This window comes from Pseudomonas sp. S3_B08 (assembly GCF_054667725.1).
Window position 1 is genome coordinate 1,338,661 of record NZ_CP162750.1, and the last position, 21,255, is coordinate 1,359,915.

A 21,255-nucleotide genomic window follows, 5' to 3' on the forward strand; every position below is an offset into this window, starting at 1 on the left:
TACCGGGGTTCGTACAGCGCGAAATACAAGAACAGCGCCAGCGGGCTCGGTAAATCTGTCAGCTATCGGTTCTGATTCAGCGCTGAAAATCGGGCCGGTGACTTTGTGACTGTTGACGACATCGGTCACAAGAATGAGAATATGATGATCATCCTATTTTCAGTAAAGGAATTCCATGCGCCGGCTCCGACCTTTCCCCCTCGCGGTATGTTTATTGCCCCTGGCCCTGACGGCGTGCGGTGATTCTTCCACCGCGCAGGATCCGCGTACCTTGGCGCCCTTTGTCAGGTCGGCGGCGGTGCAGCCTGCAGAAGACGGCTCCCGATCGTTCACCGGTGTCGTGGCGGCGCGAGTGCAGGGCGACCTGGGTTTTCGCGTCTCGGGCAAGGTGCTTGAGCGTCTGGTTGATACCGGCCAGACGGTCAAGCGCGGCCAGCCGCTGATGCGCCTGGACCCGATCGACCTCGGCCTGCAGGCGCGAGCCCAGCAAGAAGCGGTGAGCGCCGCTCGCGCCCGAGCCATACAGACTGCCGGTGACGAAGCGCGCAATCGCAAACTCGTCGCCGCCGGCGCTATTTCGGCATCGGCCTACGATCAGTTCAAAGCCGCAGCCGACACCGCCGGGGCGCAACTCAATGCCGCTGTCGCGCAAGCGGACGTTGCGCGCAACGCTTCCGGTTATGCGGTGCTGGTGGCGGACGCTGACGGCGTGGTGGTGGAAACCCTCGCCGAACCGGGGCAAGTCGTCAGCCCGGGACAACCGGTGGTGCGGCTGGCGCGGGCCGGTCAGCGGGAGGCCATCGTCCATCTGCCCGAGACCTTGCGGCCCGCACCGGGCTCGACCGCTCAGGCAAAACTGTATGGCGATACGTCAGCTGCCGTGAGCGCAAAACTGCGTCTGCTGTCCGATTCGGCCGACAGCACAACTCGTACCTTCGAGGCGCGCTATGTGCTCGAAGGCAGTTTGGCCAATGCGCCAATCGGCTCGACGGTCACCGTCGAAATTGCCCAGGGTTCTTCGCCAGATCAGGCGCTCAAGGTGCCCGTCGCCGCGATCTACAACCCAGGCAAAGGCCCCGGCGTGTGGGTCATCGCCGGCACACCGGCGACAGTGAGCTGGCGCCCGGTCGAGGTGCTGGGCTTGAGCGATGACTCGGCCCGTGTCGCTGGCCAGCTCAACGTCGGTGAACCGATTGTCGCGCTGGGCGCGCATCTGCTGCGCGATGGCGAAGAAGTACGCTTGCTTGCCCGCGACGATGGCCAGATTGCCGGGAGTCGTCCATGAGCGAGGGCCGGTTCAACCTTTCCGCCATCGCCGTGCGCCAGCGCGCAATCACGGTGTTTCTTATTTTTCTCATCGCCGTTGCCGGCGTTCTGTCGTTCTTCAAATTGGGCCGGGCGGAAGACCCACCGTTCACGGTCAAGCAGCTGACCGTCATCACCGCGTGGCCAGGAGCGACCGCGCAAGAGATGCAGGATCAGGTCGCCGAACCCCTCGAAAAACGCTTGCAGGAACTGAAGTGGTACGACCGCTCGGAAACCTACACGCGTCCGGGACTGGCATTCACCGTGGTCTCGTTGCTCGACAGCACACCGCCATCGCAGGTGCAGGAAGAGTTCTACCAGGCACGCAAGAAGCTCGACGATGAAGCGATCAGGCTGCCGGCGGGTGTCATCGGGCCGATGGTCAACGACGAGTTTTCCGACGTGACCTTCGCGCTGTTCGCTTTGAAAGCCAGGGGCGAGCCACAGCGCTTGCTGGTGCGTGATGCGGAGAGGTTACGCCAGCAGCTGTTGCATGTGCCTGGCGTGAAGAAGGTCAACATCATCGGCGAGCAGGCCGAGCGGATATTCGTCTCGTTTTCCCATGATCGGCTGGCGACGCTGGGCTTGGCGCCACAGGACATCTTCGCCGCGCTGAACAATCAGAACGTATTGACGCCCGCCGGATCGGTCGAAACCAAAGGGCCGGAGGTATTTTTGCGCGTCGATGGCGCGTTCGACACGTTACAGAAAATCCGTGACACGCCTGTGGTGGCGCAGGGACGAACACTCAAACTGTCTGACGTGGCCACGGTCGAACGCGGCTACGAAGACCCGGCGACCTTCCTCGTGCGCAACAACGGCGAAGAAGCCTTATTGCTCGGCGTGATCATGCGCGAGGGCTGGAACGGTCTCGATCTGGGCAAGGCGCTGGACGCCGAAACGGCCGGGATCAACGAGGAAATGCCCTTGGGCATGACCCTCTCCAAAGTCACCGATCAGGCGGTTAATATCGACTCGGCCGTCGGCGAGTTCATGGTCAAGTTCTTTGTCGCGCTGCTGGTGGTCATGCTCGTGTGTTTTCTCAGCATGGGCTGGCGTGTCGGCGTGGTGGTCGCAGCGGCGGTGCCCTTGACCTTGGCGATCGTGTTTGTGGTGATGGCGGCCACCGGCAAGAACTTTGACCGGATCACCTTGGGTTCGCTGATTCTGGCGCTCGGCTTGCTGGTCGATGACGCGATCATCGCCATTGAAATGATGGTGGTGAAGATGGAGGAGGGCTACGACCGCATCAAGGCCTCGGCCTATGCCTGGAGTCATACGGCAGCGCCGATGCTGGCCGGCACGCTGGTCACGGCGATTGGCTTTCTGCCCAACGGATTCGCGCAATCAACGGCGGGCGAATACACCAGCAACATGTTCTGGATTGTCGGCATCGCGCTCATTGCTTCGTGGGTCGTCGCCGTGGCTTTCACGCCGTACCTGGGCGTAAAGCTGTTGCCGGACATCAAGAAAGTCGAAGGCGGGCACGCGGCGATCTACGACACGCCGCGCTACAACCGCTTCCGGCGGATTCTGACGTGGGTGATCACGCGCAAATGGCTTGTGGCCGGTGCGGTGGTCGCGCTGTTTGCTGTTGCGATCCCAGGCATGGGGCTGGTGAAGAAGCAGTTCTTTCCAACCTCGGACCGCCCCGAAGTGATGATCGAAGTGCAGATGCCTTACGGCACGTCCATCGAGCAGACCAGCGCCGCTGCGGCCAAAGTCGAAGCCTGGCTGCAAAAGCAGGAAGAGGCCAAAATCGTCACGGCCTATATCGGCCAGGGTGCGCCACGGTTTTTCCTGGCGATGGCGCCGGAGTTGCCGGATCCATCGTTCGCCAAAATTGTCGTGCTGACCGAGAGCCAGGAAGCCCGTGAAACTCTGAAGTTGCGTTTGCGCGAAGCGGTCGCCGCAGGGCTTGCCCCGGAGGCCCGTGTGCGTGCGACGCAAATCGTCTTCGGTCCGTATTCACCATTCCCGGTGGCCTACCGGGTGATGGGGCCGGATCCGGCAAAGCTGCGCGACATCGCCGAGCAGGTCAGGGCGGTGATGCAGGACAGCCCGATGATGAGAACCGTCAACACTGACTGGGGGCCGCTGACGCCGACGCTGCATTTCAACCTGGATCAGGACCGCTTGCAGGCAGTGGGGCTGACGTCCAGCGCGGTGGCCCAGCAGTTGCAATTTCTGCTCAGCGGCGTGCCGATCACGGCGGTGCGCGAAGACATCCGTTCCGTGCAGGTCGTTGGTCGTGCGGCGGGCAATATCCGCCTGGACCCGGCGCAGATCGAAGGCTTCACCTTGGTCGGTGCGGCGGGGCAGCGCATCCCGTTGTCGCAGATCGGCGAGGTGGAAGTGCGCATGGAAGACCCGATCCTGCGCCGCCGCGATCGCACGCCGACCATCACCGTCCGTGGCGACATCTCCGAAGGTTTGCAGCCACCGGACGTTTCCGGCGCGATCATCCAGCAGTTGCAGCCGATCATCGAAAACCTGCCTTCCGGCTACCGGATTGAACAGGCGGGCGCCATCGAAGAATCCGGCAAGGCCGGCAAAGCGATTCTGCCGTTGCTGCCGATCATGATCGCCATGACGCTGCTCATCATCATCGTCCAGGTACGCTCGATCTCAGCGATGATCATGGTCTTCCTTACCTCGCCGTTAGGCTTGATCGGTGTGGTGCCGACGCTGCTGATCTTCAACCAGCCGTTCGGCATCAATGCGCTGGTCGGGTTGATTGCGCTGTCGGGGATTCTGATGCGCAACACGCTGATTCTGATCGGGCAGATCCATCACAACGAGCAGGAAGGGCTGGCGCCGTTCTATGCCGTGGTCGAAGCGACAGTGCAACGGGCGCGGCCGGTGTTGTTGACCGCGCTGGCGGCGATTCTCGCGTTCATTCCGCTGACCCACTCGGTGTTCTGGGGCACGCTCGCGTACACGCTGATCGGTGGCACGTTTGTTGGCACCATCATCACGCTGGTGTTTCTGCCGGCGATGTATGCGATCTGGTTCAGGATTCGGCCTGAGCGCTGACATCGAGCACGATTTTTCCCCGGGTGTGTCCGGCCCAGCTTTGTTTAACCGCGTCGACAACTTCTGTCAGCGGTACCACTTGAGCCTCAAGGCTGAGCTTGCCGGATGTGAACAGCGCGGCAATCTCGACCAATTGGCTGCCATCGGAGCGGGTGGCGAAATTTTTGCCACTCACACCGTGCTCGCTTGCCTTCTGTGCAGAGGGTGCGCTTACGGGGGAAACCAGAACGCCCCCGCGCTTGATCACACTCCATGAGCTGTTCTGAGTTTCGCCGCCGACCAGATCAATGACCGCATCGAGGTCAGCAACGCTGTCTTCGAATTTAGCCGTGGTGTAGTCAATCACCTCATCGGCGCCAAGTGAACGCAGATAGTCGTGGTTCTTCGCAGAGCTGGTCGCGATCACATAAGCACCGGCAAGGCGGGCGAGCTGGATTGCGAAGCTGCCCACGCCACCTGAGCCGCCGTGAATGAGGACTTTTTGACCTGCCTGAATTCCGGCGTGTTCATGCAGAGCTTGCCAAGCGGTCAGCGCTGCCGCCGGCACGCCGCCGGCTTCTTGCAACGATAGTGTTGTCGGCGTGTGGGCCAGACGATCTGGCGTTGAGAGGGCCTGGGTCGCATATCCGCCGGTAATCCCGATAAACCCGAACACCTTGTCGCCAACGACAAAGTCTCTGACATTCCTGCCCACCGCGGCGACTGTGCCTGAGACTTCCACGCCAGGCGTGTAGGGCAGTGGCAGAGGAATGAATTGCTGCATGGCACCGGAGAGGATTTTCCAATCGATTGGATTGATCCCACTACCGGCAACATTGATTAACACCTGATCGTCATTGGGTTTCAGATCCGCAAGTTCTTTGAGCTCCAGCGCTTCTGCCTGGCCGTACTGCGCGACTTGGATCGCTTTCATGATTCTCTCCGTTGTGATGGTCAAGGCTCGTCGGAAGGAATGGACGTGCCGGCGATTCGATTAGTGGCGACGTGCGTCGAGGCTGAAACGCCCTGCGCCGAAAGAAACGATCTGCAAGAGCCCACCGGCCATGGCGATATTCTTGAAGAAGTGAATGAACTGATTCTGGTCCGCCAGGGCGTTATGGAAAATCAGTGCGGTCAGTACGCTGAAAATCGCCAACAGCGCTGCGGTGGTACGTGTGCGATAACCGGCGATCAACGCTACGCCGCCGAGAACCTCGACAGCAATCGCCACGCCCAACGCCAGTTCGGGAAAAGGCAACCCGACAGAGCCGATGTAGCCAATCATCATGGCCGGTGCCGCGATTTTCGACAGGCCCGAAAGAATGAAGATCGCGCTCAGAAGAATCCGCCCGATCAAGGAAACGGTGCTGTTGAGGTTGGAAGACGTTGAGGCAGTGACGCTGGAAATTGTGGCTGCGTGGGACATGACGTGGATTCCGCTGATTTCAGCGCTTCACCATGAAGCGCCGTTGTGGAGCAGATGATGTCATCGCGAGGCTTTGCGCAATAGCCGACAAGTTTCGATGATCAGGTTCGAAAAACTAGAAATGCAGCAGAAATCGAAGTTGACCTTCCACTGTGGTCAGCGACGTGTGTTGGGGAGCAGGATCAGGCAAATGTCGCGGATTAATCGGATAACAGTGGCGGGGCGGATTCGGTACGTTGGTCTCGAACGCGGTTCAGCCGAATCCTGAACCGCCGCTATCTAGAGGAGTACTGCAATGAACGAGACTAAGGTTTGGTTGGTTACAGGCTGTTCCACCGGGTTCGGTCGCCACATCGCCACGGCGCTGCTGAATGAGGGTGAGCGTGTGGTGGTCACGGCGCGCAACACACAGCAGATCGAGGATCTGGCCGCCCTCGGCGACGCTTTGATTCTGCCTCTGGACGTGACCGATCCGGCGCAGGCGATGCAGGTCGTACAGGCGGCCGAGCATCGCTTCGGGCGAGTGGACGTGCTGATCAATAACGCCGGCGTCGGCTATTTCTCATCGATAGAAGACAGCGACGATGGGGCTGTTCGGCGGATGTTCGAGGTCAACTACTTCGGCACGGCCCATATGATTCGCGCGGTACTGCCTGGCATGCGCAAGCGGCGCACCGGCATGATCGTCAACCTCACATCGGTAGGCGGTCTGGTCGGGTTCGAAGCGGTCGGCCACTACTGCGCGACGAAGTTCGCCGTTGAGGGCCTGTCGGAAAGTCTGCGCGCCGAAGTTGCGCCACTGGGTATCGGCGTGATGACCGTTCAGCCCAGCGCCTTCAGAACCCAATGGGCGGGGTCTTCGGGCGCTGCGCAAACGGTGGCCGAGGATTATCAGGCAACCGCCGGCGCTGCGATGCGCGCGTACCAGCAATCTGTTGGCAATCAAGCTGGCGACCCAGACAGGGCGGCAGCGGCGATCTACGCCGCGGTTACCTGCGCAGCGCCGCCGGCGCGCCTGCTGTTGGGCAATGAAGCCTATGAGGCAGCGCAGGCGAAGCTTGCCGCCATGGGCCGCGAGTTCAGCGCATGGGAGTCTACCGCCCGTGGCGCGGACTTCCCGACGGCCTGACAGGCGAAGCCCGCACTGATGGCATGGACGCTACAGAATCAGGCAAACACCTGAGAGGAGTGAGTTAACGGGGACGACGCGGTGCGGGAAAAACTGGGCGAGTGAGTTGACTCGCCCAATTTTGAACGGCATTTACCGAGGAGTATTTGTATGAATTCGTCGTCCCCGTCCCGACCTTTCATGTGGCTCTGCGCATTCGCAGCGGGGGCCATGATCGCTAATCTCTATTATCTGCAGCCGATCCTGTCGTTGGTAACGGGGGCATTTGGTATTCCGCTTGCCACGTCCGGCCTGCTGGTGAGTTGCGCTCAACTTGGCTACACGCTGGGCATTGTGCCGGTCGTCCCGCTCGGTGACGTCCTCGAAAGAAGAGCGCTTCTGAGCCGGATGTTTACCATCAACGCATTAGCGCTGTTTGTGGCTGCGGCCAGCCCGAATTTCTTGCTGTTCTGCGCCGCAGTGTTGATCAGTGGAGTCACGGCATCCGCTGCCATGTTGATTGTGCCGTATGTAGCGTCCATCGCAGCCGAGCATCGGCGCGGTCAAGTGATCGGCGTGGTGATGACCGGGGCCTTGCTCGCGATACCGCTGTCGTGGCTGGTCTCCGGCGGTATCGGCAACGCGGCAGGTTGGCGCTTGGTGTACGCCAGCGCCGGGTGCGCGGCGCTGATCCTGCTCATGCTGCTCAGAATCACCTTGCCAACCGAGCCCGAGCGCCGAGGCCAGCCCGTGCGTTATGAGCAGTTGATGCGCTCGTTGTGGCAACTCATCCTCGAGTACCCAGCGCTTGCTCGCCGGGCGCTTTACGGTGCGCTGGGAATGGCCAGCTTCAGCATGTTGTGGACTGGATTACCAATACTGTTGTCGCAACCGCCGTTCAATTTTTCGACTTCGAGCATCGGACTGATCGGGCTCACGGGAGTGACTGGCGCGTTGATTCCCGGTGTGGTTGGCCGGCTCTGTGATCATGGCTACCGGCACGCGCTGGCATTCGGGTTGGCCTCGTTGATGATACTGGCCTGGGCAGTGCTGAGCTTTGCGGCGACAGGGCTCTGGATAATTATCGCTGCCGCAATGGCCTTGAACGTTGGCGTAATGGGCTTGCAGATCACCCATCAATCGGTCATCTACAAACTGGCCCCCGCAGCCAACTCACGGATTACCGCGGTGTTTATCAGTATCAACTTTGTTGGCGGCGCTATTGGCTCCGCAGTTGCAAGTTTCGGTATTCGGTATGTCGGCTGGGAAGGGCTGTGCCTACTGGGCGCTGCTTTGCCCGCGGCTCTTGTGCTGGCCTATGCATTGAAGGAACGGCCCTTTGCCCGCGTTGCGGTTCAATGAACATGCAAATGGGCGGCGAGGAAATCCATCAGGGCTCTTACGCGTGCGGGCAGATGTCCGCCTTGGCCGACGTAAATCGCATGAATCTCCGTGACGCTTGCAGGCACGAATGGTTGCAGGACGCAAACCAACCTTCCGGCAGCCAGGTCATCTGCAACCTGGCAGAACCCCAGCCTGGCTAGCCCTGCGCCCAGCACCGTCAATTCACGCAAGGCGTCGCCATCGCTGACGCGCAGATTGCCTTTTACCGGGTACATACGTTGCTCGCCGCTCTCGTCGAGCAAGGCCCACTCCATGGCGGGAGGCGAAAAGGTGAAACCCAGACAGTTGTGATCGGCAAGGTCTTGAGGCACCAGCGGAGTGCCCTTGGCCGCCAGGTAGTCAGGAGATCCTACGATCAGCCCTCTGGATTGCCCGAGTCGTTTCGCCACAAGGTTGGAGTTCTTGAGCGCTCCGGTGCGTATGGCGATATCCGCACGTGCTTCGATGAGATCGACCACCTCATCGGTGAGGAAAAGTTCGACGCTGACCCCAGGATGTTGATTCATGAACAAGTTGATGATGGGAAGAAAAAGCTGGCGGCCGATACCCACATTACAGCTGATTCTGACCACGCCCTGCGGTGCAGAACTGGCAGATGCTTCGCGTTCCGCTTCGTCAAGATCGGCCAGTATGGCAACGCTGCGTTCGTAAAAAGCCATTCCTTCTGGCGTCAGCAGTTGCTTGCGCGTGGACCTGTTCAGCAAACGTGCGCCAAGACGGCTTTCCAGGCGCGTCATGAGCTTGCTCACGGCAGAGGGGGTTATCGCGCAAGCTCTTGCGGCCGCTGAATAACCTCCGCGTTCCACCACTTTAACGAACACGCTCATCTCGGCGAAGCAATTGATATCCAGTCGTCGCATGTGAACTCACGTCATAAATCGTGTGCCTGGGCACGGGCTGTTTATCTACCATTTCGCGCGCCTAATATTTTGCCAACGCGATATGGAACGGTTGCCGACTTTGCAAGCAAAGAAGTGGCCACTTCCAACCATCGCGCTCTTGCTGTCACGTTGTTTTCTCTAACCGTAGAACATTGCCAAGTTGATAGCTGCTCGGAGGCTGAAATGACTCACACACTGCAATTAGTACTGATCCATAACAGCAACCAGTCCAACGGCGTAGACACGGCGTTGGTGCAATGGATTACCGCCGTGGTGCAAGACCGCAGCGAATTTGCGTTGAGCGTGGTAGAGCCATTTGACCTGAGATTTATAGACGATTTTTCGGAACAACCCGGTCGTCGAGTGTGCTTGAGAGCGCTAGCGGCAGCAGATGCCTATATCGTCTTGGTGCCCGCACGTCACCTTGGTTACCAGCATGGATTGAAAGTCTTGATGGCGCGCTGGCCTGAACACCTCCAGGGACGACCTTGTTCATTTGTTGGTTATGGCACCACGACCGGCGGGGAGGATGAGGTCGACGAGCTTGGATGCGAGTTGTTGAAGCTGCAGGCCATGCCTGTTGGTGGCTATGTGAAGTTCGCTGAGATTGCCGAGCGTCTCGAACAAGGCCTCGGACTGGAGCACTTTGCGCAAGCACGGGTTTCGATGGCGCAGTTGTTGATCCAGCTGGCCTGGTGGGCACGGGCGCTGAAAGATGCGCGGGCCTTCTCTCCTTTGCAGAAGTTCGCGTAGTCCTTCGCTTAGACGTTCTGCGAGCGCCTGGAGCATTGGGCAAAACCTGCGCAGGAATTGCATAACGGCACCGCGCCGCGACTTTTTACTCTTGCTTCAAATCCTGCTGAACGGCAGGAAACTATGATCTGAAAACAGGAGTTCTAAAATGTCCGATGTCGAAATTCGCGTAACCCCTGATGCGCAAGAAAACGCCACGGCAAATCCAGCCGGCGATCAGGGCAAGTACGTTGGCATGTGGGTGACAGCCGACGGTCATATTCGCCATGAGTTGCTGCCAGGAGGGCGATATGACGAGGCTCGCGGTCGGCAAAAAAGCGCTTATCAAGGGCGCTACTGGCTGGAAGGCGACCACATCGAGTATGTGGACGATACTGGCTTTACCGCAGACGGAGAGTTTCGAGATAACGTGCTGTACCACGCGGGCATGGTGTTATATCCCGAGCGCTGACGCATAAGCCGGAATGAACATTCCGGCTTTTTTATTAGTGTCGTATTACAGATTCTGTGGGCGGAATTGATCGCGCAAATCCAGGGTTTCGCCCGCCACCATAAATTTCCCCTGCCCGCGGTAATGCAGGGTTTTGGGGTTTTTCACCGACGTAGCCACATGCGCCTTGACCACTTCCCACACGAACAGACCGTACTCGCCGATAAGATTGGAGTCGAACAGCTTGCACTCGAAATTGGCGTAGCACTCTTTGATCAACGGGGCCTTTACCCGTTCTGCGGGGGCGGCTGTGAGGTCAAATTGGGCAAACTTGTCGATGGCGCCACCGCTGCTGTTGCCGACGGCAACAACCTGGTCCACCAATTCGACGGTGGGCACGTTGATGACGCACTGCTGGCTGTTGTGGATCAGCTCGTAGCTGTGGTTTGCACTCCAGATGTAGCAGCCAAACAGGGCGGGGGAGAACTGCATCATCATGTGCCAACCCATGGTCATTATGTTGGTTTCACCTTGCCAGGCGGAGGTCACCAGGACGATGGGGCCGGTTTCCAGATGCTGGCGAACCTCGCTCAAAGGGAAGTCGGATTTTCGAAATGCGGTCATGGCGCCTCCGGGGATCAAAAGAGGATAAACAGTTGTTGTCAGTCGCTTTCGACAATTCAACTTTCCTGCTTTTTGACATGCATCTCTCCGGCAGCCTTGCTCAGGCTGTCGGATTTTTGCTCTTTTCCCTGAATTGCTTACGTCGGCAAGAGCTGTTCGCCGAACCGCTTGATCAGCCACTGCCCAGCCGGACCGGGCGGCGAGTCGGTTCGATAAATCGCATCGAAGGCATAGGTGCCGCCTTTACAGTCGGGCATATCAAGCTCGACCAGGCGTCCTTCGTCCAGGTCAGACTGAACCATGGGCACCGGCATATTCCCCCATCCGATGCCCTCTTTGAGAAGCATGTGTTTGGCGCCCAGATCCGCCAGTCGCCAAGTGCGAGTGCTCACGACGGCAAAGTCCTTGTCACCCGTAAGCGTTGAACGATCCGATAGCACCAATTGAACAAACTCTCTGGCAGCGCCAGGGGATTTGGAACACTCGGTTGCAAGCGGGTGTGCAGGCGCGGCGACCGGTATCAATTGAACACTGCCCACGCCGATGCGCTCGATGCCGTCCAGGCCAATGTCCAGCGGACCGCTGATGCCGACTCCAGCTTTCTTCTCCATCACCAGTTGGGTCACTGCCCCCAAGGCTTCCATGTGCAAGTGCAGAGTGACTGTGGGAAATTCTTCCCTGAAGGTCCTCAACGCATCGACTACTCGCTCGGCAGGGAGCATTACATCGAGCGCGAGGTGAACTTCTGCTTCAAGCCCATGCAGCAAACCGGAGACTTTTGCGCGCAGCCCATTTACGCCGTTGGTAATAGTGCGTGCTTCAGCCAGGACGGTTCGACCTGCCTCCGTCAGTTGCGGTTTGCGCGTGGTTTTGCGGTCAAACAGTGAAACCCCGAGCTGCATCTCCAGATTGGAAATGGAGTAACTCACCACCGATGTCGCGCGATGCAGTTTTCTGGCCGCAGCGGCAAAACTGCCCACTTCTACAACCGTCAGAAATACTTTCAGTTGATCAAGCGTTGGTGTTCCTGGATCGGAGATCATTTCTACTGTCTCGAACGTTTGGGGAGTACTTGTCCTGATTTTGCAGACAGCAGCATATACGCAAGATTGAGCACTTGATCGGCTCTAACAATCAATTGACCGGTTTGTTTCTTCGGCAAGCCATTCGCTGCGCGTGATCTCCCACACCTCCACCGGCATCGGCCCCGACACAAACTGGCCGTCCCGTGTTTCAGCCATCCGCATGCCTTCATCTTCGGAAATCTTGCGCGAAGCGCGGTTGGCGGCGGCCTTGGGCACCTGCATCAATGGGCGCATCAACGTATCGAACCAGTAGGCATTGATCACCTTGCAGGCCTCGCGCATGTAGCCGTTGCCCTGAAACTGTGGGGCGAGCCAGAAGCCTCGATGGTTACCCGGTTGATCAAACAGGCTGATACTGCCGATGCAGCTCTCGGGCTGAACGCGGGTGCGGATCATCCAGTGCCATTCCTTTGCGGCAGCCATCGCGGGCAGCGCGACATCGCGGACGTAAACAAGCGCGCCGTCGTCCGGATACGGCCACGGAACGCGGCTGTCGAGATAGCGCACGACCTCCCATTGCGGAAACAATTGTTGCACCGCCGCTGCATCACTCAGTTGCAGCGGCGTGAGGATCAAGCGGCGGGTGTAAAGCGTGGGGATGCAATCCATGGCAATCAATCCTTGCGAGCAGTGGCGGGCAGCACCGGTACTCTCTCAAACGAGCAGTTCAAGTGTCGAGTGACCTGTGCGCCGTCTCACTCAAGTAGTTCGATCAACTCCCCACCGTCCTCTCTCAACCGCTGCAAAAACACCTGTGCCTCCAGCAACTGATACGGGAAATACAGCCCCGGCCTTACCGGCGCTTGCCCATCCAGCCCAACCAGTCGCTCCAGCAGCATGGCCACGCTGAGCCCGGTCAACGCCGCTGCACCTGATCGGTGAACCACGGCGTGGCGGGTGCGCAACGGCTGGCCATCGTGATCCGTGCCTTCAAGTTCGATGAGTATTTCCGTCGACATCGGCTGGCCCTGACGCCGGGTCGAGCTGATGCCGCTGGCGAGGTTGAACTCGACGTTCGGGGCGTCGGTGGCGGCGGCCAGGCCGGTGACGTCGATCGAGGAGAAGCCGGTGCCCTGCAGGGTCGTGCCGTCGACGGCGCGGAAGCTGACCTTGGCATCGTCGCCTTCACGCCAGATGAATTCGCCGTCACGGCGGGTCAGCGCGGCGGGCAGCATTTTGTTCAGGTGCTCGAAATCGACGGCCACGGTCGGGCCGCCGCCGTCCTGTTCGTCGACCAGTGCATGGATGTGGATGTCGTGCACGCGGGCGAATGCCTTGGCGAGGTGCAGCGTTGCCACGGTGGTGGCACCGACCATCCATTCGTAGCCGAGGACAATGGGCGACGCGTCAGGCGTGTGCATGAAACTGGCGATCTGCGGGGCGATTTCGAACACGCCGGAAGAGATGCTCAAGTGCGGCACCTTGCGCTTTTGCGCAAAGCGCAGCCCGGCGAGGGCGTGGTCCATGTAGAACAGGGCGATGGCGCTGACCGGGCGATCACCCAGCCCCAGATCATCTGCGCGAGCATCGATGACCACACCCTGGGCATTGCCGATTTGCTCGGCGGTTTGCTCAGCCTTGGCGAGGTCGCGTCCGCCGATCAGCAAGGGGACGTCGGGATGCGCCGCGCGCAATGCGCGGGCCGTCTGATGGCCGATGGCGCCGGAGCCGCCCATGAACAGAATGGGATGAAGTGGCATGAATCCACCTCATTTTTCCTGGATTGAAACGTGCTTGGGCTAGACACCCTAGCACGCACTTTCCGGATTGCCCGTGCGGTCCTCAGGCGCACCGACGAACGTTCATTTGAGCAAGTACGAAGCGTGGGCCGGATCACAGCGCCACACCGGCTCTGACAGATGCTCGGCAAAGAAGTCGGACAGCGCGCGGATTTTCGCTGGCCGACTGCGTGCAGACGGCGTCACGAAATACAGGCCGCCGCGCGTCATGTGCCACTCCGGCAGCAACACTTCCAGCCGCCCATCGGCCAGGTATTCGCTGGCGATGAATTCCGGTAGTTCGGCGATCGCCAGCCCTTCGAGCAACACCGGCAGCAGCGCATCGGAATTGGTCACGCGCAACGGGCCTTTCGGCACGACATCTTCCTCGACGCCGCTCTCGTGGGTGAAGCGCCAGACTTGTGTACGCGCACGGTAGGCGTAACTCAGGCACGAACGCGTCGCCAGATCACGCGGGTGCGCGGGGCGTCCATGAGTTTCCAGGTAGCCGGGAGACGCCACCAGCAACTGGCTCACGGCGCACAGTCGACGCGCGACCAGCGATGAATCGGGCAGGGCGGCGATACGCAACGCGGCGTCGAAACCCTCGGCGATCAGGTCGACCGAGGCGTCGTGCAAATGCAGGTCGACAAACAGCTCGGGGAATCGGCGCAGCAGTTCGGGCAACAACGGCGCGATCCAGCGCAAACCGAAAGACATGGGCACGGCGAGGCGCACTTGTCCGCGCGGCTGCACCGAGAGGTCCTGGGCTTCACTCTCGACTTCCTCGGCCTGCCGGTAAATGTCCCCGGCTTTGGCCGCCATGCTCGAACCGAACTCAGTCAGTGCCAATTGCCGCGAGGTGCGGTTGAACAGGCGACCGCCGAGGCGCTCTTCGAGCCGCGCTATCGCGCGCGACACCGTCGGTACCGAAACACCCATGACCCGTGCGGCAGAAGCGAACGAACCTTCCTCCGCGACTTTGGCGAACATCGCCAGACCTTCAAAATCAGGCAGTTTGCTCATTTCAATTCTGCAACGATGAGTTTCAGACAAGTCTATTTTGAAAGGTCTACAGCGTCGATAAGCTTTGCCCAACGCGCAACCCAACGCTGACTGGCTGTATTCACGTTCTGGAGAAGACTTATGACTGGCAAACTTCAAGGCAAAATCGCACTGGTTACCGGCGGCACCACTGGTATTGGCCTTGCCACGGCCAAGCGCTTCGCCGAAGAAGGCGCTTACGTTTACATTACCGGCCGTCGTCAGGCTGAGCTCGATGCCGCCGTTGCCCTGGTCGGCAACGCCAAAGGCGTTCAGGTTGACTCGACGAACCTCGAACAGCTCGATGCGCTGTACCAGCAAATCGGTGCCGAGAAAGGCTACCTCGATGTGCTTGTCGCCAACGCCGGCGGTGGGTCGATGCTTCCATTGGGCGAGATCACTGAGGCGCACTACGACGATACCTTTGATCGCAACGTCAAAGGCGTGCTGTTCACCGTGCAGAAAGCCCTGCCGCTGCTGGCCAAAGGCGCATCGGTGATTCTCACAGGTTCCACAGCGGGCAGTTCCGGCACGCCGGCGTTCAGTGTGTATTCCGCGTCGAAGGCGGCTGTCAGGGCATTTGTGCGCAGCTGGATTCTCGACTTGAAGGGTCGCAACGTGCGCATCAACACACTCAGTCCCGGCGCAACCAAAACCCCGGGGCTGGTGGGGCTGGCCGGTCCGGACGCTGAACAGCAACAGGGTTTGCTCGATTACATGGCGTCGCAGATACCGATGGGGCGTGTCGGCGAGCCGGCCGAAATCGCCGCTGCAGCCGTATTTCTAGCCTCGGACGACGCGAGTTTCGTCAACGGTATCGAACTGTTTGTCGACGGTGGTCAAGCGCAGATCTGAGTCTGAATGGGACGATGGTGGCCATCGTCCCAACCTCGCTACTTGGATCCAATCATTAATTCACTATATCGCACGCCGACAAGCGGTAGGCTGAGCCTATTGCTAAAAGTGATGGCGCAATGACATATTGCAGCACCTTTCCTCACTTCAAGATGTACCGAAAATGCGCCCCCTCAAGTCACTTGTTGCAGCGTCGTTGCTGCTCAGCGGGTGCAATGGAATGCCAGTCGCTTATGTTCAGGATCCTGTTTTAGACCAAGCCTTTGTCGTCCACTCCGGCGCGCCTTTGCCTTACGTGCTGATGGGTTCGGCTGTGCAATGGAATGAAGACTTCGCCGTGACGGTGAAGCACATTCCTTACTTGTCGGGCACGGTTTTCCAAGGGCAGGCAGACGTACAGTTCTTCCGCCACAAGGCCAATAGCGTGCCGGCGTGGCGCGGCTACAAGCCGGGCGAGGAGCTGACTTCAGTGGGCTTCAATTCGCTGTACATGTCGGTCAAGGGCACCGGCCAGGCGTTGCCGGCCATGGTTCGCCTCGACGTCAAAGAGGGCAATGTGCTTTACGGCACCCACAATGGCGCACTGGCCAAAGGCATGTCCGGCGGGCCGGTGTTTTCCGCCGATGGCAAAGTGGTTGGCATCAACGTGGCGTTTCTCACCCGCGATGATGTCAGCCGCCTCAAGCGCAAGGACTTGCTCGATCAACCGCGCGTAAGCATCTTTTTGCCGTACGCGGAGATCAATCGCGAGTGGTCGCGCTATCAGGCCAGCATCACCCCCACAGCGCCACCAGCGACCAAACTGGCCAGCCGCTGATCAGCGTTCGCGCAACGCTTCGCGGGCGCGGTTGAGTGGTTTGATCAGGTAGTCGAGCACGGTTTTTTCGCCGGTACGGATGTCCACCGTGGCGATCATCCCGGGCACGATGGCGAAGCGTTTGCCGGCCTTGTTGCGCAGTTCATCCGACGCGGTACGGATGAACACGCGGTAGTAGAAGATTTCCGGCTTGGCTTCGTCCTGGATGGTGTCCGGCGAGATCGTCACTACTTCACCGTCGAGGCTGCCGTAGATCGAATAGTCATAGGCGGTGATTTTCACTTTCGCCGCCTGGCCCGGGTGAATGAAGGCGATGTCGCGCGGCGAGATACGCGTCTCGATCAGCAGTTGTTCATCGAGCGGTACGATCTGCATGACCTGGCCGTTGGGCGCAATGACGCCGCCAATCGTGCTGACCTCGATGTCCTTGACGATGCCGCGCACCGGCGAGCGCAGGGTCAGGCGCGACAGTGAATCGGTGCGCCCACGGATCACCGCTTCGAGCATTTGCGCTTCGGCATTGGCCTTGGCCAGGTCCTCGCGGGCGCGGACCATGTAATCGGAGCGGGCTTCGGTGGCTTTCAATTCCAGCTCCGAACGCTGACGGGTCAGGCGCAGCACTTCGACCCGGCTCGAGGCACCGATCTTCGCCAGATTCTCGGTGATCGCCAGTTCGCTACGTACAAGTTTCAGCGAGCTCTGAATGCCGTCGAGGGTTTCCGCCAGACCTTTGCGCCGGGTCTGGTAGAGCTCGGTTTCGGCGCGGATCAGATCAGGAAACTCTTGCAGCGAGGCGTCAAACGTCAGGGGCTTTTCGCTGACCTCGGCCTGCAAGCGGTTGACGCTGGCCAGCGCCGCGCGGTACTTGGCCGCGCTTTCGCCGACGTTGGACTGGTTCTTCACTGGGTCCAGTTGCGCGAGGATCTGCCCGCGCTCGACCAAAGCGCCTTCGCTGACATTGAGCTGCTCGAGAATGCCGCCCTCCATCGACTGAATGACTTGCTCGCGCGAGCTCGGCACCACTTTGCCGGTGCCGGTCGAGACTTCGACGATCTCGAACCAAGCCGCCCAGGCAATGAAGCAGGCGAGCATCAGCGCGCAACCCCAGATCACCTTTGCGCCACCGGCAAGTGCGCGCTCATCGCGGCCATCGAGGTAGGACATCGGATCTGGCACGTCGGTCATCATCGGCTTCATACCGCCACTCCTTTACCCGGTGCGCGCAGCCGCGCCAATGCCGCGTCGCGATGGTCGTCAATGACGATGCGGCCGTTGTCGAGAACGATGATCCGCTCGACCAGTTGCAACACACTGACCCGATGCGTGGCAACCACCAGCGTTCGGCCCTGGGTCCAGGTCGCGAGTTTTTCCAGCAGCAGCCGCTCGGTGACGTCATCGAGCGCGGCGGTCGGTTCGTCGAGCAGCAGCACTTGTGGCTGGCGGATCAATAAGCGCGACAGCAACAGGCTTTGACGCTGACCTCCAGACAAACCCAGCCCGCCCTCGAGTACCAGATGATCCATGCCTTTGGGCAGCTGCCGAACAAAGTCCAGGGCACCGGTGACGGTCAGCGCAGCGATGATTTCCTGATCGCTGGCCTGACCGGCGCCGAGGGTGATGTTGTCGCGCAAGGTGCCGTGAAACAGTCGCGCCTGTTGCGAGAGCAGGCCGACATCGCGGCGCAGGTCGGCCGGATCCAGATGTGCCAGGGCGATGCCGTCCAGAGTGGTTTCACCGCTGCTTAGATCCATCGCGCCGCCCAGTGCTTGCAGCAACGTTGACTTGCCGGCGCCGTTGCGGCCGAGCAGAGCGATGCGCTCGCCGGGCCGGATGCTCAGGTCGATGTTGTTGAGCGCCGGGGACGATTCCTCGCTGTAACGAAAACTGGCCTGACGCAGGCGGTAGTCGCCGCGAATCGCCGGCAAGTTCACGCGCTGACTGCCTTCGGGATGATCCACCGGCATCTGCATGATCCGGTTCAAGCCTTCGAGCGCGACCTTGGCCTGCTGCCATCGCGTGAGCACGTGGGTTAGTTGCGCCATCGGCCCCATCATCCGCGACGACAGAATCGACGCGGCGACCAGACTGCCGGTGGTCAGGTCGCCGGCAATCACCATCGGCGCGCCGAACACAATGACCACCGCGAACACTCCGCCCTGTACGTTCTGCGTCCACGCCACCAGGCTGTTGGTCAAGGTGCGCAGGCGCAGGCTGCTGTCCGCCGAGGCGGCGTTGTACTGATTCCACTGTTGCTGGAAACGCTGCTCGGCCTGCAGCGCCTTGATGTCGTCGAGGCCCTGAATACTTTCCACCAGCATGGCGTTGCGCAGCGCCGCTTCACGCATCGACGCATTGGCCAGTCGCGCCAGACGCGGTTGCGCGATGATCCCGGGGAGCAACATGAACACCAACGCCACCAGTGGAATCAACACCAGCGGCCCACCGATCAAATAGAACACCAGCAGGAACAGCAGAAAAAACGGCATGTCCGCCAGTGCCGTGGCAGTGCTGGAGGTGATCAGGTCGCGGATCTGCTCCAGCTCGCGCAACTGCGAAATGAACGAGCCGGTGGATTTCGGCCGCGCGGAATTGCGCAGGCGCAGGGCGTGGCCGAAGACCAGATCGGAGACGCGCAAGTCGGCGCGTTTGCCCAGCACATCGGTGATGCGCAGACGCAGGATGCGCATGACGAAATCGAACAGCAGCGCCAGCATCACCCCGCCGAACAACACGTACAGGGTCGGCAGCGACTCGGCCGGAATCACCCGGTCGTACACCTGCATGGAAAACAGTACCCCGGCCATGCCCAGCAGGTTGGCGACCAGTGAGGCGATCATCACCTGGCTGTAGGGCCGCAGATCGGTGAGGACGATGCGCCGGAACCAGTGCTCGTCGTAGGGCTTGATGTAATCGTTGGTGCGCACGTCCGCCACCGGTTGCGTCGGACGGAGAATCACTGTGCGCAGGGCTTGCTCGGCGAGCGCGGTGGCGTCCATGCGGCTCTGCAAACCCTGGTCGCCACTGAAGCAGATGCCCAGCTCGCCGGTCTCGCCGATGCTTTCGAGCACGCCGACCTGACCGTCACGCAGTTGCACCACCAGCGGCGTGCGCCAGCGGCTCAGGCTCTTGTTGTCGAACACCGCGAATTTCACGCTTAAACCGGCCTGCCGCGCCATGTGCCGAACCACTTCTTCGACGCGGCCTTCGCTGTGCACCGAGGCCAGGCGCACGCTTTCCGGCGAGACGTCGAGGCGATAGTGGCGGGCGACCTTGAGCACCGCTTCCAGCCATGGCGAATAATCTTCGCGAGCTTCGGCAGCAGCGGGTTCGGGAACAGTGATGCTGGCATCGGTCATGGCAGGATCTCGACATTCTGGATGGCGCTGTGGTCGATGCCGAAGACCCGGCGAATCGCACCGCTGTTGTAGAAGCAGTCGATCTGCAGACGTTGCAGCTCGGCCTGGGTGTTGACCAGATCGAAGCGCGACTGATGGATTTCCTGCTCGGCGTTGAGCAAGTCCAGCAGCGGCCGCGTGCCCAGCTCCAGGTACTGGCGGCCATACAACATGCGTGCCTCGGTGATGCTGGTCTGGCGAAATTCCAGCGAGCGCAGCCGCCGGTTCAGACCCGAGGTTTGCGCCTGGGCTTCGGCCAGACCCTGGCGCGCTTGCAGACGGGCGAAGTCTTCGGCCGAGTCCGCTGCGGTCAGCGCATGCCCGGCGGCGCGGCTGCGCGCACTGATTGCACCGCCCTGATAGATCGGCACTTCGAGGTTGAGGAAGATTCCGACCTGGGTGCGATCGGCGCGCGAGTTCTGATCGTCGTAATGATCGTCCAGGTATTGGTTGACCGACGGTTGCAGCGACAGGGTCGGGTAGGCCTCGGCTTTGGCCTGGGCCAGCTCGGCCTGGGCCTGGGTGCGTTGCGCAGCCGCCTGGAGAACGGCGGGCAGGGTGTCGGAAATCTGCGACGCGTCGCAGGCCTGGGTCAGCGTCGGCGCGGCGGCATCGCTGACTGCTGGCGGCGTGCGTCGTCCGAGCAGACTGGTCAGAGTCGCTTGCCACCGTGCGTATTGCGCCTTGAATTCCTGCAACGTCGCCGTCGCGCCTTCTGCGCGGGACTGCGCCTGGACCATATCGGAGCGGGTGCTGGCGCCCATGTCGCTGCGCTGTTTGGCCAGATCAACGATGCCGCCGATGCCCTGAATCTGTTCACGGGCAACCTCGAGCAGACGCTGATAACGCTGCACTTCGATGTAGGCTCTGGCGGTGTCGCGGGCGATATCGTCGATCGCCAGCAGAATCCCGGCCTGACTGCGCGCCACGCGGGCGCGGGCGGCGTCGACCGAACTGGAAACCTTGCCGAAGTCGTACAGCATCTGTTTCAGGGAAATGTTCACCGACTGGCTGCCGGCATCGCTGCCGTAACCGCTGGTGTAACCACCCTTGATGCCGCCGGTGACCTGCGGGTAATAACCGGATTCGGCGACGTTGACCCCTTCGCCTTGCTGGAACAGGGTGCCGATGGCCTCGCCGATGCGTGGGTGCCAGTCCACGGCCAGCCTGACCGCTTGTTCCAGCCCCAAAGTATCCGCGTTGGCGGCCGTTTTTGAAGCAGGGGCAGGGCGCTGACGATTGTCATTGCCTGCAGGTTGTTGCAGTTGCGACGGGCTGATGCTGCGCAAGCTGCTGTCGAGGTTGTCGTCGGCGCGAACGCCGACGGTGAAAGCGGGGTAGAGGCCGATGGTCAACAGGACCACCGGCCATTTCTGGCGAAAAACTGACTCCACA

At 60.5% G+C, this 21,255-nt stretch carries 19 protein-coding genes; 8 read left to right on the forward strand and 11 right to left on the reverse strand.

Annotated features, from left to right (window positions below; translation table 11 throughout):
- The first annotated feature begins 175 nt into the window (after positions 1-175).
- Positions 176-1,285: an efflux RND transporter periplasmic adaptor subunit gene (locus AB4N73_RS06180; RefSeq protein ID WP_460143078.1), complete on the forward strand. Its 1,110-nt coding sequence runs from the start codon at positions 176-178 to the stop codon at positions 1,283-1,285.
- Entirely contained in the window at positions 1,282-4,341 is a 3,060-nt protein-coding gene (locus tag AB4N73_RS06185) for an efflux RND transporter permease subunit (RefSeq protein WP_460143079.1), read from the forward strand. Before AB4N73_RS06180 ends, AB4N73_RS06185 begins: the two co-directional genes overlap by 4 nt.
- On the opposite strand, the gene AB4N73_RS06190 is transcribed toward AB4N73_RS06185, so the two are convergent.
- Positions 4,319-5,254 (reverse strand): NADP-dependent oxidoreductase, encoded by a 936-nt coding sequence (locus tag AB4N73_RS06190; protein WP_460143080.1) that lies wholly within the window; start codon positions 5,252-5,254, stop codon positions 4,319-4,321. The two genes, AB4N73_RS06185 and AB4N73_RS06190, sit on opposite strands and share 23 nt — an antisense overlap.
- A gap of 60 nt (positions 5,255-5,314) precedes the next feature.
- Positions 5,315-5,746 (reverse strand): DoxX family protein, encoded by a 432-nt coding sequence (locus tag AB4N73_RS06195; protein ID WP_082228565.1) that lies wholly within the window; start codon positions 5,744-5,746, stop codon positions 5,315-5,317.
- A gap of 295 nt (positions 5,747-6,041) precedes the next feature.
- Between AB4N73_RS06195 and AB4N73_RS06200 the strand changes: the two genes are divergently transcribed.
- Together AB4N73_RS06200 and AB4N73_RS06205 are read left to right on the forward strand one after the other, a co-directional pair.
- Entirely contained in the window at positions 6,042-6,875 is an 834-nt protein-coding gene (locus AB4N73_RS06200; RefSeq protein WP_056785051.1) for an oxidoreductase, read from the forward strand.
- 180 nt (positions 6,876-7,055) lie between these two features.
- Complete coding sequence (locus AB4N73_RS06205; RefSeq protein WP_290128321.1) at positions 7,056-8,216, forward strand: MFS transporter; 1,161 nt, start codon at positions 7,056-7,058, stop codon at positions 8,214-8,216.
- On the opposite strand, the gene AB4N73_RS06210 is transcribed toward AB4N73_RS06205, so the two are convergent.
- Complete coding sequence (locus tag AB4N73_RS06210; RefSeq protein ID WP_252887766.1) at positions 8,210-9,118, reverse strand: LysR family transcriptional regulator; 909 nt, start codon at positions 9,116-9,118, stop codon at positions 8,210-8,212. The genes AB4N73_RS06205 and AB4N73_RS06210 overlap by 7 nt on opposite strands.
- A gap of 204 nt (positions 9,119-9,322) precedes the next feature.
- On the opposite strand from AB4N73_RS06210, the gene AB4N73_RS06215 reads away from it, so the two are divergent.
- Positions 9,323-9,892, forward strand: a complete 570-nt coding sequence (locus AB4N73_RS06215) for an NAD(P)H-dependent oxidoreductase (RefSeq protein ID WP_016774391.1) — start codon at positions 9,323-9,325, stop codon at positions 9,890-9,892.
- Positions 9,893-10,127: 235 nt separating this feature from the next.
- Positions 10,128-10,343 carry an Atu4866 domain-containing protein gene (locus tag AB4N73_RS06220; RefSeq protein ID WP_056786820.1) on the forward strand — a complete coding sequence of 72 codons (216 nt, stop codon included), beginning with the start codon at positions 10,128-10,130 and terminating at the stop codon, positions 10,341-10,343.
- 45 nt (positions 10,344-10,388) lie between these two features.
- Here the strand turns inward: AB4N73_RS06220 and AB4N73_RS06225 are convergent, their stop codons facing one another.
- The 5 genes from AB4N73_RS06225 to AB4N73_RS06245 form a co-directional block, all read right to left on the reverse strand.
- Positions 10,389-10,946, reverse strand: coding sequence for a flavin reductase family protein (locus AB4N73_RS06225; RefSeq protein ID WP_056785061.1), 558 nt, complete (start codon positions 10,944-10,946; stop codon positions 10,389-10,391).
- Positions 10,947-11,083: 137 nt separating this feature from the next.
- The gene (locus AB4N73_RS06230; RefSeq protein ID WP_024012654.1) at positions 11,084-11,989 is read right to left on the reverse strand and encodes a LysR family transcriptional regulator; all 906 of its coding nucleotides are present in this window, start codon (positions 11,987-11,989) and stop codon (positions 11,084-11,086) included.
- 84 nt (positions 11,990-12,073) lie between these two features.
- Positions 12,074-12,640, reverse strand: coding sequence for a GNAT family N-acetyltransferase (locus AB4N73_RS06235; protein ID WP_252877954.1), 567 nt, complete (start codon positions 12,638-12,640; stop codon positions 12,074-12,076).
- 86 nt (positions 12,641-12,726) lie between these two features.
- Positions 12,727-13,731: an NAD(P)-dependent oxidoreductase gene (locus tag AB4N73_RS06240; RefSeq protein WP_236169235.1), complete on the reverse strand. Its 1,005-nt coding sequence runs from the start codon at positions 13,729-13,731 to the stop codon at positions 12,727-12,729.
- A gap of 102 nt (positions 13,732-13,833) precedes the next feature.
- Positions 13,834-14,775: a LysR family transcriptional regulator gene (locus AB4N73_RS06245; protein ID WP_150635584.1), complete on the reverse strand. Its 942-nt coding sequence runs from the start codon at positions 14,773-14,775 to the stop codon at positions 13,834-13,836.
- Between the two features lie 120 nt (positions 14,776-14,895).
- On the opposite strand from AB4N73_RS06245, the gene AB4N73_RS06250 reads away from it, so the two are divergent.
- A complete protein-coding gene (locus AB4N73_RS06250; RefSeq protein WP_460143081.1) occupies positions 14,896-15,648 on the forward strand; it encodes an SDR family NAD(P)-dependent oxidoreductase in 753 nt (250 codons plus the stop codon).
- 220 nt (positions 15,649-15,868) lie between these two features.
- Entirely contained in the window at positions 15,869-16,465 is a 597-nt protein-coding gene (locus tag AB4N73_RS06255) for a trypsin-like peptidase domain-containing protein (protein WP_150742630.1), read from the forward strand.
- Here AB4N73_RS06255 and AB4N73_RS06260 read toward each other — a convergent pair whose 3' ends face one another.
- The 3 genes from AB4N73_RS06260 to AB4N73_RS06270 are packed head-to-tail and all read right to left on the reverse strand — an operon-like array spanning position 16,466 to position 21,254.
- Positions 16,466-17,653 (reverse strand): HlyD family type I secretion periplasmic adaptor subunit, encoded by a 1,188-nt coding sequence (locus tag AB4N73_RS06260; RefSeq protein ID WP_370593533.1) that lies wholly within the window; start codon positions 17,651-17,653, stop codon positions 16,466-16,468. It lies immediately after the preceding gene.
- Between the two features lie 5 nt (positions 17,654-17,658).
- Positions 17,659-19,821 carry a type I secretion system permease/ATPase gene (locus AB4N73_RS06265; protein ID WP_460143082.1) on the reverse strand — a complete coding sequence of 721 codons (2,163 nt, stop codon included), beginning with the start codon at positions 19,819-19,821 and terminating at the stop codon, positions 17,659-17,661.
- Positions 19,818-21,254, reverse strand: a complete 1,437-nt coding sequence (locus AB4N73_RS06270; protein WP_122750731.1) for a TolC family outer membrane protein — start codon at positions 21,252-21,254, stop codon at positions 19,818-19,820. Before AB4N73_RS06270 ends, AB4N73_RS06265 begins: the two co-directional genes overlap by 4 nt.
- Between the last annotated feature and the right edge of the window lies 1 nt (position 21,255).

Coding starts and splice junctions, on each gene's coding strand:
- AB4N73_RS06180 (WP_460143078.1), top strand. CDS start 176: ATGCGCCGGCTCCGACCTTTCCCCCTCGCGGTATGTTTATTGCCCCTG.
- AB4N73_RS06185 (WP_460143079.1), top strand. CDS start 1,282: ATGAGCGAGGGCCGGTTCAACCTTTCCGCCATCGCCGTGCGCCAGCGC.
- AB4N73_RS06190 (WP_460143080.1), bottom strand. CDS start 5,254: ATGAAAGCGATCCAAGTCGCGCAGTACGGCCAGGCAGAAGCGCTGGAG.
- AB4N73_RS06195 (WP_082228565.1), bottom strand. CDS start 5,746: ATGTCCCACGCAGCCACAATTTCCAGCGTCACTGCCTCAACGTCTTCC.
- AB4N73_RS06200 (WP_056785051.1), top strand. CDS start 6,042: ATGAACGAGACTAAGGTTTGGTTGGTTACAGGCTGTTCCACCGGGTTC.
- AB4N73_RS06205 (WP_290128321.1), top strand. CDS start 7,056: ATGTGGCTCTGCGCATTCGCAGCGGGGGCCATGATCGCTAATCTCTAT.
- AB4N73_RS06210 (WP_252887766.1), bottom strand. CDS start 9,118: ATGCGACGACTGGATATCAATTGCTTCGCCGAGATGAGCGTGTTCGTT.
- AB4N73_RS06215 (WP_016774391.1), top strand. CDS start 9,323: ATGACTCACACACTGCAATTAGTACTGATCCATAACAGCAACCAGTCC.
- AB4N73_RS06220 (WP_056786820.1), top strand. CDS start 10,128: ATGTGGGTGACAGCCGACGGTCATATTCGCCATGAGTTGCTGCCAGGA.
- AB4N73_RS06225 (WP_056785061.1), bottom strand. CDS start 10,946: ATGACCGCATTTCGAAAATCCGACTTCCCTTTGAGCGAGGTTCGCCAG.
- AB4N73_RS06230 (WP_024012654.1), bottom strand. CDS start 11,989: ATGATCTCCGATCCAGGAACACCAACGCTTGATCAACTGAAAGTATTT.
- AB4N73_RS06235 (WP_252877954.1), bottom strand. CDS start 12,640: ATGGATTGCATCCCCACGCTTTACACCCGCCGCTTGATCCTCACGCCG.
- AB4N73_RS06240 (WP_236169235.1), bottom strand. CDS start 13,731: ATGCCACTTCATCCCATTCTGTTCATGGGCGGCTCCGGCGCCATCGGC.
- AB4N73_RS06245 (WP_150635584.1), bottom strand. CDS start 14,775: ATGAGCAAACTGCCTGATTTTGAAGGTCTGGCGATGTTCGCCAAAGTC.
- AB4N73_RS06250 (WP_460143081.1), top strand. CDS start 14,896: ATGACTGGCAAACTTCAAGGCAAAATCGCACTGGTTACCGGCGGCACC.
- AB4N73_RS06255 (WP_150742630.1), top strand. CDS start 15,869: ATGCCAGTCGCTTATGTTCAGGATCCTGTTTTAGACCAAGCCTTTGTC.
- AB4N73_RS06260 (WP_370593533.1), bottom strand. CDS start 17,653: ATGATGACCGACGTGCCAGATCCGATGTCCTACCTCGATGGCCGCGAT.
- AB4N73_RS06265 (WP_460143082.1), bottom strand. CDS start 19,821: ATGACCGATGCCAGCATCACTGTTCCCGAACCCGCTGCTGCCGAAGCT.